We start from the raw sequence: 12734 nt of genomic DNA, 5'->3' as shown, positions 1-12734 counted from the left end.
AGCAGCCGGAAATCGACCGCTGCCTCTCAAGAGAAAGCCTAGCTAAAATTGCTTAAATCTTCCCGACACCGTTGGTTGGCAAGTCCGAAGGTTATTTGATGCCGGCGCGCATGAAGCTCTGGACGAACTGGCGTTGGAACAGGAGGAAGGCAATCAGCAGCGGACCGGAGGTCATCAGGGTCGCGGCATTAATCGTTGCCCATTCGACGCCGGAATCGATGGCTGAAAAGACGCTGAGACCAACGGTCACCGGGCGGGTGTTGACAGAGTTGGTGACGATCAGCGGCCAGAGGAAGTTGTTCCAGTGGTGCGATACGGAGACGAGGCCGAAGGCCAGATAGGTCGGCTTGGCGAGGGGCACGTACACCCGCCACAAGAGGCCGAGTACGCCGACGCCCTCGATCCTTGCGGCATCATCCAACTCGCGCGGGATGGTCATGAAGGTCTGGCGCAGCAGGAAGATGCCGAAGCCCGATGCGAGATAAGGCAGGGCGATGGCGGTGATCGTGTCGACGAGGCCCAGATGCCCCATTGTCTTGTAGTTCTCGACGATCAGGATGTCGGGCATCACCAGAAGCTGCAGCAGCACCAGGCTGAACAGGATCGAGCGCCCGGGAAAGGCGAAACGGGCGAAGGCAAAGGCGGCGAGCGTGCACAGGATCAACTGGCCAGTCAGGATCAGGGTGACAAGCACGAAGGTGTTGAGGAAATACCGGGCAAACGGGGCCGCACTCCAGGCCTTGGCAAAGTTCTCCAGGGTCAGCGGGGCGAACAGGTCGAAGCGGGCCTCATAGGCCGAGGGATGGAACGCCGTCCAGATGGCGTAGAGAAGTGGCAGCGCCCACATCACGGCCAGCGTCCAGGCGCCGAGCATGTTGAGGATCCGGTCCAGATCGAAGCCCGCTCTTGTCATTTGTAATGGATCCGGCGGTCGAGGAAGAAAAACTGGCCGATGGCAAGGAGTGCCATCATGAAGAGAAGCGCTACTGTCAGCGTCGCCCCGTACCCGGTCTCCCAGTATTTGAAGGCGGTCTCGTAGATGTAGAACAGCAGCACGGTGGAGGCGTAATCCGGTCCGCCATCGGTGAGGATGAAGATGTGATCGATCAGGCGGAAGGAATTGATCACCGCATTGATCGAGACGAACAGGGTCGTCGGCATCAGCAGCGGGAAGGTGATGCGCCAGAAGATCGTCCGCCGCGAGGCCCCTTCGATCAGGGCCGCCTCGCGCAGCGACACCGGGATCGACTGCAGCGCGGCGAGATAGAAGATCATGAAGAAGCCGGCTTCCTTCCAGATCGTGACGACGATGACCGCATTGAGCGCCGAGGCCGGGCTGCCGAGCATGTTGCTCTGCGGCCAGCCGAACAGCGCGCCGGTGATCTGGTCGAACAGGCCGAAACCGGGCGTGTAGAAGAACAGCCATATGTTGGCGACGGCAATCAGGGGCAGCACCGTCGGGGTGAAATAGGCCATGCGGACGAGGGAGCGACCTGCGAGCCTGTCGTTCACCCAGAGCGCCATTACCAGGGCGATGGCGACCGATGTCGGAATGGTTCCAAGGGCGAACCAGAGATTGTTGCCCAGAACTTTCCAGAACACCGGATCAGCGAGCATCTTCTCGTAATTTTCAATGCCAATGAAACGGGATGGGCGACGACCGCGCGGGGTCGAGAAAAAGCTGTGCCAGATCGTGGCAACGGCCGGGATGTGGGTGAAGGCGAACAGGAACACCAGGGCCGGCAGCACAAGCAGCCAGCCATGGATCCATTCGCGGGTCTGGGGCAAGCGCGCTGTCACCCTGTCATCCTGTCCTGAACATCCGATCGGGATCGAAATTGCTGGAGGCGGCGGCGGAGCGGTGGCCCCGCCGCCAATGTCCTTAGCGGTAGTCTGCGAGAACCGCGTCAGCCTGGGTCTGTGCGTCCTTCAGAGCGGTCGCGACTTCCTTCTGGCCAGTGATGGCAGCGGCCAGGGCATCGTTGAGGAAGCCGGTGACGCGCTGGTTCTGGTAGGTCGCCAGTTCAGCCACCGCATGGTTCAGCTGGTCGCGGGCAACGGTCACGGCCGGGAAGTCGGCGGCATAGGCCTGCATGGCAGCGGTTTCCCAGGCGTCGGCGCGCGGGGCGACGTAGCCGGTGGCGATCGTCCACTTGGCAGCCTGTTCCGGAGCCGAGATCCACTTCACGAAATCAACCGCAGCAGCCAGCTGCTCGTCGGAAGAACCCTTGAAGAGGTAGAAGTTGCCGCCGCCGGTCGGAGCGCCGCGACGCTTGTTGGCCGGCAGCATAGCGACGCCGAACTCGAACGGGGCGTTCTTGCGGACGTTGGTCAGGTTGCCGGTGGTGGTCCACATGATGGCAGCCTGGCGCTCGAAGAAGGCCTTCGGCGTTGCGCCCCATTCAACGATACCCGGCTCCATCACGCCATGCTTGGTCGACAGGTCGACGAGATACTGGGCTGCTTCGATGACCTTCGGGTCGTCGAAGTTGGTCTTGTTGCCGTCGCTGTTGGCGAGGATCACGTCGTTCTGGGTGGTCAGGCCCTGGAACAGCCAGTAGGGGAAGCCCGAGGTCGGAATGCGCACGCCCCACTGGGTAACGTTGCCGTTGGCATCCTTCTTGGTCAGCTTCTGGCCGAAGGAGACCATCTCTTCCCAGGTGGCCGGAGCAACTTCCGGATCGAGGCCAGCTTCCTTGAAGGCTTCCTTGTTCCAGTACATCACCGGGGTCGAGCGCTGGAAGGGGATGCCATAGGTCTTGCCGCCGGTCTGGCTGTTTTCCATGAAGGCGGGATAGAAGCCGTTCAGCCATGCCTTGTCGGCGTCGGTCTTGATGTAGTCGTCGAAGGGAACGATCAGTTCCTCGTCGATCAGGGTGAACATGTCGGCCGACAGGGCCACCGACAACTGCGGGGCATTGCCGCCGCGCGAGGCGGTGATCACCTTGGTGATGGTGTCCTGATACGAACCGGCATAGACGGCGTCGATCTTCACGCCCGGATTGGCCGCGACATACTCGTTGGTGAGATCCTGGATCACCTCGGCGGCGCCACCGCCAACGGCGACCGGAAAGTAGAACTGCAGTTCGACGGCCTGTGCCGAAGCCCAGGTGCTCATCGTGAGTGCCGCAGCGGCGACGGCTTTCAGAAGCGAAGTCTTGAACATGGCTGCCTTCCCTTGATTGAACCTGCCTGGCTGGTGCCGGGTCAGGAAGCCTCCCTGCGGAGACATGCGTCAGAGCCGCAGAAGCGGCCCGATTTCGTGAAGCCTGTGGTCCTGGCGCTGGCCGGTTGCTGCATCGAAGAGGTGCAGTTCATGCTGTGGCAGATGCAGGTCCAGCGGCTTGCCCCGGTCGACATCCGTGCCGCCGGCGAGCCGGAGCTGCAGGGTTTGCGTGCCGACCGTGCAATCAACCAGGGTGTCAGCACCCAGAAACTCGATTGCCGACACGGTGCCGCGCAGAGTCGCAGGCCGCTCGGTGCCGGCGCGTTCGACAGATTCCGGCCGGATGCCGAGCAGCAACCCCGTCGCCTTGCCATCGGTCAGGGGATCGAGGTCGAGGATGTTCATTGGCGGTGTGCCGATGAAGCGGGCAGCAAAGGGGCTGGCCGGCCGGGCATAAATCTCGCGCGGGCTGGCAACCTGCTCGATCCGGCCGCTGTTCATCAGCACGACCTGGTCAGCCATGGTGATCGCCTCGACCTGATCATGGGTGACATAGACCATGGTGAAGCCGAGTTGCTGCTGCAGGGCGCGGATCTCGACGCGCATCTCGTGCCGCAGCTTGGCGTCGAGGTTCGACAGCGGTTCGTCCATCAGGCAGATCGGGCGCTCGGCGATGATCGCGCGTCCAAGGGCCACCCGCTGCTGCTGGCCACCGGAGAGTTCCGAAGGCTTGCGGTGGATGAGGCCCGACAAGCCCAGGAGCGCGGCCACACGCTTCAGCCGCGCATCACGCTCGGAGCGGGACACGCGGCGCACCTTGAGGCCGAAGATGATGTTTTCGGCGACGCTCAGATGCGGGAACAGGGCGTAGGACTGAAACACCATCGAGATATCGCGTTGCGCGGCCGGCAGGCGCGTGACGTCCTTGTCCCCGAACATCAGTCGTCCGGATTCAATCGGCTCCAGTCCCGCGATCATGCGCAAGGTGGTGGACTTGCCGCAGCCGGACGGGCCGAGCAGGACGGTGAAGGACCCGGCAGGAACGTCGAGGTCGATATTGTCGACGGCCGTTGTGGCGCCCCAGGTCTTGGTGACGCCGGCAAGACGGATCGACTGGCCGCTGCTGGCCGTAGTGCCGAGGGGACGCGCTGCGGGAGTGGTCCCGGCTTCAGCAAGAGGCATCACTGCGGGCATGGTGCCTCCGATATCGGGCTGAGCATGACTGTGCTGCTCCCGGCAAGCAGGGCCTGAAGAGTGTCGGGAAGCGGCCTGTCAGAAACGATCGTGTGCGCCTGACGTAAGTGGCCGCCCCGGACATGGGCGCTGCGGCCGATCTTGCTGTGGTCAAGCACAAGGATGGGATGGCGGCAGTTCGCAATGATCGCCTGGCGGACGCCAGCTTCGTCTTCGCTGAAGTCGAGGACAGTTCCATCATCCTCGATGCCAGCCACCCCGAGAATGCCGAAATCGACCTTGTAGCTGGCGAAGAACTCCTCCGCTGCCGCCCCAAGCACGTCCCGATCGCCCGGCCGCAACCGTCCACCGGCGATCGAGACTTCGCAGCCAGTCATGTCTGTCGCGGCATAGGCAACATTGAGGTTGTTGGTGAAGACACGCAGTCCGGCATGACCGCCCAGCGCCTGCATGACGATCTCGGATGTTGTTCCGATTGAAAACGCCAGCGACGCGCCATCCGGCACAAGACCTGCCACGATGTTGGCAATTGCGCGCTTGGCCGGCAGGTTGAGAATGCGGCGGGCGCTGTAATGGGCATTGCCATTCACCACCGGCTGCTCGACACCGCCATGGGTCCGGCGCAGCAGGCCGAGCTTGCACAGGTGATTGATTTCGCGGCGAATAGTCTGGGCCGTGACGGCAAACTGCGTCGCGAGACGCTCGACCGGCACGAAGCCGTTCGCCCTGACGAGATCGACGATCTCGGCCTGCCGCCTTGTCACCTGTTGTTGCCCAAACATCCGTTCGCCATCGCTTGCATCTGAACGGTCCGACCGTGAGCGATCCGATCTGCCTGAAGGGAGAAACAGGGCAGCGGCGATGGCGGGTCAGGACCGATGCGGACGGTGTAGGATTTTCATATGAATTCTATTTGACCTTCATATGAACTTTGGATGACGCCTGAGATGCGGCCTTGCTGACGTGCAGCCGATGACGCGGCAATCCTTGCGAGAAGCAGCGGGTACATTGAGGGTTCAGGCCGGACCACGGGCCCGGACGGGCTTGAGGCCGGGGGCGGGCGGCAGCAGGTTGCGGATGTCGGCAAAGGGATAGGCGGGATCGAAGCGCAAGGCTTCCGCATGGCCTTCCGGCTGGCCGCATTGAGCGGACCGGAACCGCGACAGCAGCGTTGCCGAGGCAACGAACCGCTCCGGATCCTGTGACACGTGGCAGCGGATCGCGGCGCTTTTGGTATCAGCGAAGAATGAGGTGTCAATATAATGGGTCGGCTCGAACCCGGTGCCCATCATGGTGTCACAGACGATCACGGGCATTGAAAAGCTCGCCGCGGCCCGAACCGCTGTGGCCAGAGCGCGGTGATCGGCGTGATAGTCGTTCCCGGCATGGGTGACCACTAGGTCCGGTGCAAGATTGATCAGGATCGAGCGCAGATGCGCCACAAGGTCCATGTCGCTGGACAGGCCGCCATCGCCATGTCCGGCAAGGGTCAGCGACGCACCAAGGATATCTGCACCGGCACGCGCCTCGTCTACCCTTCGGCGCGCAAGGTCTGCCGGAGGAAGTTGTCCGCCCTTGGCCCCGTCGGTCGCGATGACGATGTGCACACGGGCTCCCATCTGGTGCCAGGCCAGGATGGTGCCACCGAGATAGATCTCCGCGTCATCGGGATGGGCCATGACCACGGCCACATGGAACAGCGATCTGGTGGTTGCGGGCAAGGGCGTCATGGCTGCGGCTCGGCCGACTTGAGGAATTCAAGGACCATGGCGGCAGTCCAGGTAAAGCGGCCACCACCGCAGGGTTCGCCGGTGTGGGGATCGTAGTATTCGGCAAAGCCGCCGGTGGTGATGAGGTCGATGGAGGCGCTGCGGATCGCGTTGGCGGTCTCCCACTCGCCGGCGCGGGTCAGGCCATCGGCGATCATGTAGTTGACGATCAGCCAGGTCGGGCCGCGCCAGTAGCGCTTGGCTGAAAACCGGGGGTCGGCCGGATCGTGGCTCGGGACCAGATACCGCGCGCTGGCGGCGAGCGCCTGGATCCGGGTCGCGATGGCCTTGGCCCGGGCCGGTGATATCGGGGCAAAGGCTGGCAACAGTCCCCCTACGGACGGGCTGTCGATCAGCGCCCCGGTGCGGCGGTCGCGGCACAAGTACTGGCCATGCCCGGCGCTCCAGAGGCTTTCGAGCGCGGCAAGACCCCTGGAGGCACGCTCCCGGTTCACGCGGGCGATCTCGGGCTCATCGAGCCAGTCGGCGAGCCAGGCAAGGTCGGCGCAGGAGCGGATCAGGATGGCATTGAAACCGGGGTCGACGACCTGGAAAGGCGAGGCGTCGTGCAGCTTCGTGTTGTCCCAGCCGAGCGACCGGAACCGCTCGACGAGCCAGAGATAGCGGTCGTACTGCGCATTGGTCGGGCGATGGTCCGGGTCCGCATGCTGGGTATCGCGGCGTGTGTAGGGGGCGATGCCGTCGCGGGGCACCCGCTCGAAGGCGTCGTCCCAGTCAATCGAGTTGTCGCGGCCTGACTCCCAGGGATGGATGATCGCCACCAGTCCTTCGCCAGCCGGGTCCCGCATCTCGTAGAACCAGGCATGCCAGCGATCAACGGCGCCGAGTAGGGCGCGTGCGCGCCGTTTGGCAGCCTCGCCGTCGGTTGCGGTCTCGAACAGCCGGCGCAGGGCAAATCCCGCGACTGGCGGCTGGGTGATGCCGGAGGTCGGGGTCGGCCGGCCGGTCGCCCAGACGTCAGGGCCGGGGAAATAGCCATCGTCATACACGTGGAAGACGATATGCGGCACCATGCCGTCCGGCCACTGATGGGCAAATAGCGTCTCGATTTCGGTCCAGGCCCGATCTTCGTCAAGCTGGGCGAGCCCGAGGGCTGTGAGGCAGCTGTCCCAATTCCACTGGAACGGATAGAGCCCCTTCGTCGGGACCGTGTAGGCGCCGCGGTCGTTCTCACGCAGGATTTCGGCAGCGGCGGAGCGGATGTCATTCGGGGTCATGGGAGCCTCAGGCGGACAGGGCGCGTTGGGTGGTGCGATCAAACCAGCGGGCGCGACCGGGGAGCGGGGCGAGCGACAGACGGTCGCCGGGGGCTGCCCGGGTCTCGTTGTCAAGGATGGCACGGAAGGCGTGACCGGCAACGTCGCAGGTGACCAGGACATGGGGACCAAGCGGTTCGACGACGCGCACTTCGGCCGGCAGCCCCGCGTCCGCCAGGCTCAGATCTTCCGGCCGGATGGCGAAGTCTGCTTCATCCGCGTCCGTCGATGGCCCGGACAGGGCCAGTCCGGCGACCTGCCAGTCGCCCGGTCCCACCCGCCGGGCGGGCAGGAAATTCATCGGCGGGTTGCCGATGAACGATCCGACAAAGCGGGCGGCCGGGTCCCGGTAGACCTCGATCGGGGACGCAGACTGGATGATGCGGCCCTGATGCATGACGGAGATGCGGTCGGCGAGGCTCATTGCCTCGACCTGGTCATGGGTGACATAGATGGTTGTGGTCTTGGAGGCGGCGAGAACCCCCTTCAGCTCTGCACGCATCTCCAGCCGCAAGAGCGCATCAAGGTTGGACAACGGCTCGTCCATCAGGATGACGTCCGGTTCCATGGCCAGCGCCCGGGCGACCGCAACGCGCTGGCGCTGGCCGCCGGACAGCTGCCCCGAGTAGCGTTTCAGCAGTTGCTCGATATGCATCAGTTCGGCCGTGCGGGTGACGCGGCGGTCCACCTCGGCCTGGGGCAGCTTCTTCATCCGCAGGCCGAAGGCGATGTTCTCGTAGACCGTCAGATGCGGAAACACGGCGTAGTTCTGGAACACCATGGCGATGCCGCGCTCGCGCGGCGGCAGGTGATCGACGCGGCGGCCGCCAATCCAGATTTCGCCCTCGCTCGGTGTTTCGAGGCCGGCGATCATGCGCAGCAAGGTGGTCTTGCCACAGCCCGAGGCGCCGAGCAGCACCATGAACTCGCGGTCTGCAATGGCCAGATCGACCGAGTGCAGCGCGGTGAAGCTGCCAAAGGACTTGGCGACGGATTTGATCTCGATGACGGCCATCGAATTGTACCCTTTTCTGGGGCCGGCCTCTCAGCCGGCGAAATCTCGCTCATTGGTTTCACGCGACCTGGGCCGCAAACGGCGTCCCGCTTTTGCCGGAACGGCTTCAGCGGTTGGCAATGCCCCACATGGCGAAGAGGTAGCGACGCACGGCGAAGATGAAGATGAGCGCCGGCAGCACCAGGACGAAGCCGCCTGCGAACTTCAGGGGCATCGGCGACACGTCGAGGGATTGCAGCAGGAAGGCGGTCAACGTCCGGTTCTGGATCGTCAGCACGGACGCGGCAAAGACCTCGTTCCAGGAGATGACGAAGGCGAAGATTGCAGACGCCGTGATCCCCGGCAGGACCAGTGGCAGGATCACCTTGCGAAACGCCTGCAGCCGGGTGCAGCCCAGCGTCCAGGCCGCCTCTTCCAGTTCGAGCGGGATGCCGGAGAACAGGGAATAGGTGATCAGGATCGCGAAGGGGAGTGCCAGCGACGTGTGCACGAGGGCGAGGCCAAGGATGCTGTCATCAAGGCCGGTGCGGATAAACAGCACCGCCAGCGGCAGCGCCAGCAGCGGCAGCGGGAACGCGCGTGTCATCAGCACCAGGAGGCGATAGGAACTCTTGCCCGGGAACTCGAAGCGCGACAGGGCATAGCCCGCCGGCGCGCCAAGGCCGATCGACAGCACCATGGTGAGGGCGGCGACCAGAACCGAGTTGAGCAGGGCCCGGGTCACGCCGGCAAAGCCCAGGAAGAAGCCGAGGCTGCCGGTGTCGAAGGAGGGGACGAAGCTCTTGGGGAACCCATTGACCTCGGCTGGCGAGGACAGCGAATTGACCACGAGCAGGTAGATCGGCACCAGAACCCAGGCGCCCAGAAGGATCACCAAAGCCATAGTCAGCTGCCGGGCGCGGCGGCGATGGGCCGGTTCGCGTGTCATGTGCGGGCCTCCTTGGGGACATGCAGGACGCGCAGGATGATCAGCGTGAACGCAATCGAGATGCCGAGGATCACCATGGCGTAGGCTGCGGCCACATGCCTGTCCTGCAGATCAAATTGCCAGACATAGGTCTCACTCATCAGCACCGGCAGGTTGGTGCCGCCGAGCGCCGAGACGACGGCAAAAACTTCCAGTGCGAGGATCGTGCGCAGGATCAGCGCGGTCTGCAGGCTGGGCCGCAGCAGAGGCAGGGTGACGCGGGTGAAGCGCTGCCACGGCGAGGCGCCAAAGACTTCGGCCGCTTCCTTGTACTCCTTCGGGATGAGGCCCATTCCGGCAACGAGGATCACCAGCATGATCGCCGTGGCGCGCCAAACCTCGGCGAGGACAACGGCGAGGAAGATCGTAGCCTTGTCCTGGTAGCCAAGCCAGATGCGCGGTCCATCCACAGCCCCGACGGCCTGCAGCATCGAATTGAGGAACCCGGTCTGTTCAAAGATCGCGAGCCAGATGATGCCGGCGGCGAGGTCCGAAATGCCAAGCGGGATGGTGAAGACATAGAGCGCCATGTCGCGGCCGCGCGTCATGCGGGTGACAAGCACGGCCATGGCAAGTGCCAGCCCGAGCTGGATCGGCACGACTACAGCTGCCAGCAACAGGGTGTTGGTCAGGGCGGTGCCGAATTTCCAGTGGCTGGCCATGGTCTGGAAATGGGCAAGCGTCGGGGTTCCGTCCCGGTTGAACGCCTCCCAGGCAACCAGCGCGAACGGATAGAGGAAGAACACCCCCAGGAACAGCACGGAGGGCAGCAACAGGAGATAGGGCAGGCGTGTCGAGCCCATGGTCAGGGTCCTTCACCGCAGGGGATTGTCAGCCGGACCGCATGGGTTTGCGGCCCGGCTGTAGACGGGGATGGAAGCCGGAGGAACCAGCCGACGTCGTCGATGTCTCAGTCGACCGGGCAGGCGCCTTCGGACGGCTTGTCCGGTGCCCAGCAGGGTGCACCGGTTTCCTTCATGATCGCCCGAAGCGCCTCGGCCTGGCTGTCCAGCACGGTCCGGACGTCCTGGTTGGCGAGGACAATCCGCTCGAACGTGTCGATATAGACCTGGTTGAACTTGCCACCGGCTTCGCCAAGCCCCATCGGCAGCAGGGCCGGCTTGGCGTCCGCCGCACCCGTCATGGCTGCGATGGCGGCACCGGAGGCCTTGACCGAGGCCGGCATGTCATCGGGAAGGGTCACGTCCACGACCGGGAAGAAGTTGGTGGCCCGGAGCGTTGCGATCTGTGTTTCCGGCTTCAGCATGTAGGCAACGAGGGCCTTGGCCTTTTCCATGTCCGGCGCTGTCGATGGGATGGCAATGCCGGCAACCACGGGCATGAAGCCGCGGCCGGCGGGACCGGCGGGCGCCGGGAAGGCGACGAAGTCATCCGGCTTCTGATTAAAGGCGTCGGCGAGCCGGGCCGTGTGGTCAAAGGCGATCCAGACTTCCTCCGTCAGGAGCTGTTCCTGCAGGAAGCCGTAGCCGGTCGAGGCGGGATTGGTGTAGCTCCACAGGTCCTTGAACTTGGTCCAGGCCTGTTCGGCTTCGGCCGAGCGGAACTTGGTCACGGTCGATTCGGCGAAGGAAGGCAGAAGGTAGCCCTGGAAGAAACGGTGCTTCAGGCCCTTCGGCCCAGCGGGGAAGCCGAATTTCGGGCCCCCGGTCGCCTCGGCAACGGCCTTGCTCCAGGCAATCAGCTGATCATAGGTCAGGGCATTCAGGTCAGCCCCCGCCGGCAGGTAGGGCAGGGCCTTCTTGTTGGCGGCCATGATGTAGGTCGCCTGCATCCACGGCAGGTATTTCTGTTCGCCTGAGCCGAGCTGGCCGAGAGCCATGAAGTTCGGGTTGACCGCTGCTCCGCCCAGATCGACGGCACCAAGGTCAGCAAGGTTCGCGCTGATCGAGGTGAAGTCACCGTGCAGACCGCCAAGAACCGCGATGGTGCCAGAGCCGGCCTGGGTCTCGGCCTGGATGCGGGTGAGCCAAGGCCCACCGTCGCTGGCCTGATAGTCAACCGTCTCGCCAAAGCCGGCGAGCACGTTGTCGCGCATCTTCTGGGTTTCCTCGACCGGCTTGGCCTGGGTCGACCAGAACAGGAGATCCGCCTTTGCGGGGCTTGTCGCCAGCGTCAATGCGGCTGTCAGCAAGAGATAGGTCTTCCACGTCCTCATGTTTTTCCTCCCGGTTCCATGAATTCGCAATGCCGTGTTCTTATTTTTGCGGCGCAGGGCCGTGACTGCCTCGCAGCACCAGGCTGGCGTTGCGCAGCAAGGTGGGCGGGGTTTTGGGACGGACCTCGATGAGATCCAGAAGCGTGGCGGCCGCGATGCGGCCGATGTCCCGGTTGCCCGGTTCGAAGGTGGTCAGGCCCGGGACCGCGTAGGCGGCGGCCGGCACGTTGTCGAAGCCGATCACCGACAGGTCGTCCGGGATCGACAGCCCGAGTTGCGAGGCGGCCTGCACCACTGCCAGCGCCAGTTCATCGAACAGGCCGATCACTGCCGTCGGGCGGTCCGGTCCCGTCAGAAGCCCGGCAATGCCGCTGCGATGCCCCTCCGCATCGAAGCGCGGCGCGGCGATGCTGGTCAGGCGCACGGATGGATCCCCGATTGCGGCCATTGCACGGGCAAGGCCTGCCTCGCGGTTGCGGGCGAAGGTCATCTGGTCGGTGATGGTGACCAGGCCAAAGTGGCGATGACCGAGACCGTAGAGAAGCTGGAAGGCTTCGCCGAACGCGTCCTCACCAGCCACATCGATCCAGGCATGGGGTTGCAAGGGCGCCAGTGTCCGGCCGAGCGCGACGAAGGGCAGGTTGCGCTCCTGCAGGAAGCGGATGCGGGCGTCGTCCTCGGCGATGCGGGTGAGGATGATGCCATCGACCCGTCCGGACTGGACCAGGCGCTGCAGGACTTCCAGCTCGTCCTGGCCCTCGGGGGCCGTGGCAATCATCAGGTCCGTGCCCTTGGCGACAAGCGCCTCGGAGAGCCCGGTCACGGTCGCGCCCAGATAGGCGTCGACGAAGTCCGGGCCGCGCACCTTCAGAACAAGACCGACAAAGCCGCTGCGGCCCGACACCAGCATGCGACCGGCAACATTGGGAACGTAGCCCATCTCGCGCGCCTTCTGCTGCACGCGCTCGCGGGTCTTCTCGGCAATGTCCTCATAGCCAGCCAGAGACCGGGACACGGTCGCAATCGACAGGTCCAGCGCGGATGCGATCTCTTTCAAGGTGCTGCGCCGACGCACGTCCGGTCCTCCCCAGGCTTGTGGACTTGTCGCTGCTCGAAACGTTTGCTCGATATGCAAACGTTTCAAAAGGCGAAGTGCAAACTTTAAAACGT

General features: G+C 64.2%; 12 protein-coding genes. All 12 read right to left on the bottom strand.

The window, feature by feature from the left end:
• Nucleotides 1-91: 91 nt before the first annotated feature.
• Entirely contained in the window at nt 92-913 is an 822-nt protein-coding gene (locus tag C8348_RS19495) for a carbohydrate ABC transporter permease (protein ID WP_106754979.1), read from the bottom strand.
• Nucleotides 910-1800: a carbohydrate ABC transporter permease gene (locus C8348_RS19490; RefSeq protein WP_208983830.1), complete on the bottom strand. Its 891-nt coding sequence runs from the start codon at nt 1798-1800 to the stop codon at nt 910-912. The genes C8348_RS19495 and C8348_RS19490 overlap by 4 nt, the downstream gene beginning before the upstream one ends.
• 82 nt (nt 1801-1882) lie before the next feature.
• Nucleotides 1883-3166 (bottom strand): ABC transporter substrate-binding protein, encoded by a 1284-nt coding sequence (locus C8348_RS19485; protein WP_106754978.1) that lies wholly within the window; start codon nt 3164-3166, stop codon nt 1883-1885.
• 69 nt (nt 3167-3235) lie between these two features.
• Entirely contained in the window at nt 3236-4360 is a 1125-nt protein-coding gene (locus C8348_RS19480) for an ABC transporter ATP-binding protein (protein WP_244294071.1), read from the bottom strand.
• Nucleotides 4348-5124: a DeoR/GlpR family DNA-binding transcription regulator gene (locus tag C8348_RS19475; RefSeq protein WP_244294070.1), complete on the bottom strand. Its 777-nt coding sequence runs from the start codon at nt 5122-5124 to the stop codon at nt 4348-4350. The genes C8348_RS19480 and C8348_RS19475 overlap by 13 nt, the downstream gene beginning before the upstream one ends.
• 252 nt (nt 5125-5376) lie before the next feature.
• The gene (locus tag C8348_RS19470; RefSeq protein ID WP_106754976.1) at nt 5377-6090 is read right to left on the bottom strand and encodes a PIG-L deacetylase family protein; all 714 of its coding nucleotides are present in this window, start codon (nt 6088-6090) and stop codon (nt 5377-5379) included.
• Complete coding sequence (locus C8348_RS19465) at nt 6087-7367, bottom strand: amylo-alpha-1,6-glucosidase (protein ID WP_106754975.1); 1281 nt, start codon at nt 7365-7367, stop codon at nt 6087-6089. The genes C8348_RS19470 and C8348_RS19465 overlap by 4 nt, the downstream gene beginning before the upstream one ends.
• A 7-nt stretch (nt 7368-7374) precedes the next feature.
• A complete protein-coding gene (locus tag C8348_RS19460) occupies nt 7375-8421 on the bottom strand; it encodes an ABC transporter ATP-binding protein (protein WP_106754974.1) in 1047 nt (348 codons plus the stop codon).
• 106 nt (nt 8422-8527) lie between these two features.
• Nucleotides 8528-9349 (bottom strand): carbohydrate ABC transporter permease, encoded by an 822-nt coding sequence (locus C8348_RS19455; protein WP_106754973.1) that lies wholly within the window; start codon nt 9347-9349, stop codon nt 8528-8530.
• The gene (locus C8348_RS19450) at nt 9346-10191 is read right to left on the bottom strand and encodes a carbohydrate ABC transporter permease (protein ID WP_106754972.1); all 846 of its coding nucleotides are present in this window, start codon (nt 10189-10191) and stop codon (nt 9346-9348) included. Before C8348_RS19450 ends, C8348_RS19455 begins: the two co-directional genes overlap by 4 nt.
• A gap of 107 nt (nt 10192-10298) precedes the next feature.
• Nucleotides 10299-11564 carry an ABC transporter substrate-binding protein gene (locus C8348_RS19445; RefSeq protein ID WP_106754971.1) on the bottom strand — a complete coding sequence of 422 codons (1266 nt, stop codon included), beginning with the start codon at nt 11562-11564 and terminating at the stop codon, nt 10299-10301.
• A 40-nt stretch (nt 11565-11604) separates the two neighbouring features.
• Nucleotides 11605-12639: a LacI family DNA-binding transcriptional regulator gene (locus C8348_RS19440; protein ID WP_106754970.1), complete on the bottom strand. Its 1035-nt coding sequence runs from the start codon at nt 12637-12639 to the stop codon at nt 11605-11607.
• Between the last annotated feature and the right edge of the window lie 95 nt (nt 12640-12734).

Origin of the sequence: Pannonibacter carbonis (genome assembly GCF_003012935.1) — a bacterium.
Taxonomy (GTDB): domain Bacteria; phylum Pseudomonadota; class Alphaproteobacteria; order Rhizobiales; family Stappiaceae; genus Pannonibacter; species Pannonibacter carbonis.
The sequence above is the reverse complement of the archived record's forward strand: the minus strand, read 5'-3'. Positions and strand labels throughout refer to the sequence as shown.

What these genes read in the sequence shown, in the direction of transcription:
- C8348_RS19495 (WP_106754979.1), bottom strand. Translation starts at nt 913, where the DNA reads ATGACAAGAGCGGGCTTCGATCTGGACCGGATCCTCAACATGCTCGGC.
- C8348_RS19485 (WP_106754978.1), bottom strand. Translation starts at nt 3,166, where the DNA reads ATGTTCAAGACTTCGCTTCTGAAAGCCGTCGCCGCTGCGGCACTCACG.
- C8348_RS19480 (WP_244294071.1), bottom strand. Translation starts at nt 4,360, where the DNA reads ATGCCCGCAGTGATGCCTCTTGCTGAAGCCGGGACCACTCCCGCAGCG.
- C8348_RS19470 (WP_106754976.1), bottom strand. Translation starts at nt 6,090, where the DNA reads ATGACGCCCTTGCCCGCAACCACCAGATCGCTGTTCCATGTGGCCGTG.
- C8348_RS19465 (WP_106754975.1), bottom strand. Translation starts at nt 7,367, where the DNA reads ATGACCCCGAATGACATCCGCTCCGCCGCTGCCGAAATCCTGCGTGAG.
- C8348_RS19460 (WP_106754974.1), bottom strand. Translation starts at nt 8,421, where the DNA reads ATGGCCGTCATCGAGATCAAATCCGTCGCCAAGTCCTTTGGCAGCTTC.
- C8348_RS19455 (WP_106754973.1), bottom strand. Translation starts at nt 9,349, where the DNA reads ATGACACGCGAACCGGCCCATCGCCGCCGCGCCCGGCAGCTGACTATG.
- C8348_RS19450 (WP_106754972.1), bottom strand. Translation starts at nt 10,191, where the DNA reads ATGGGCTCGACACGCCTGCCCTATCTCCTGTTGCTGCCCTCCGTGCTG.
- C8348_RS19445 (WP_106754971.1), bottom strand. Translation starts at nt 11,564, where the DNA reads ATGAGGACGTGGAAGACCTATCTCTTGCTGACAGCCGCATTGACGCTG.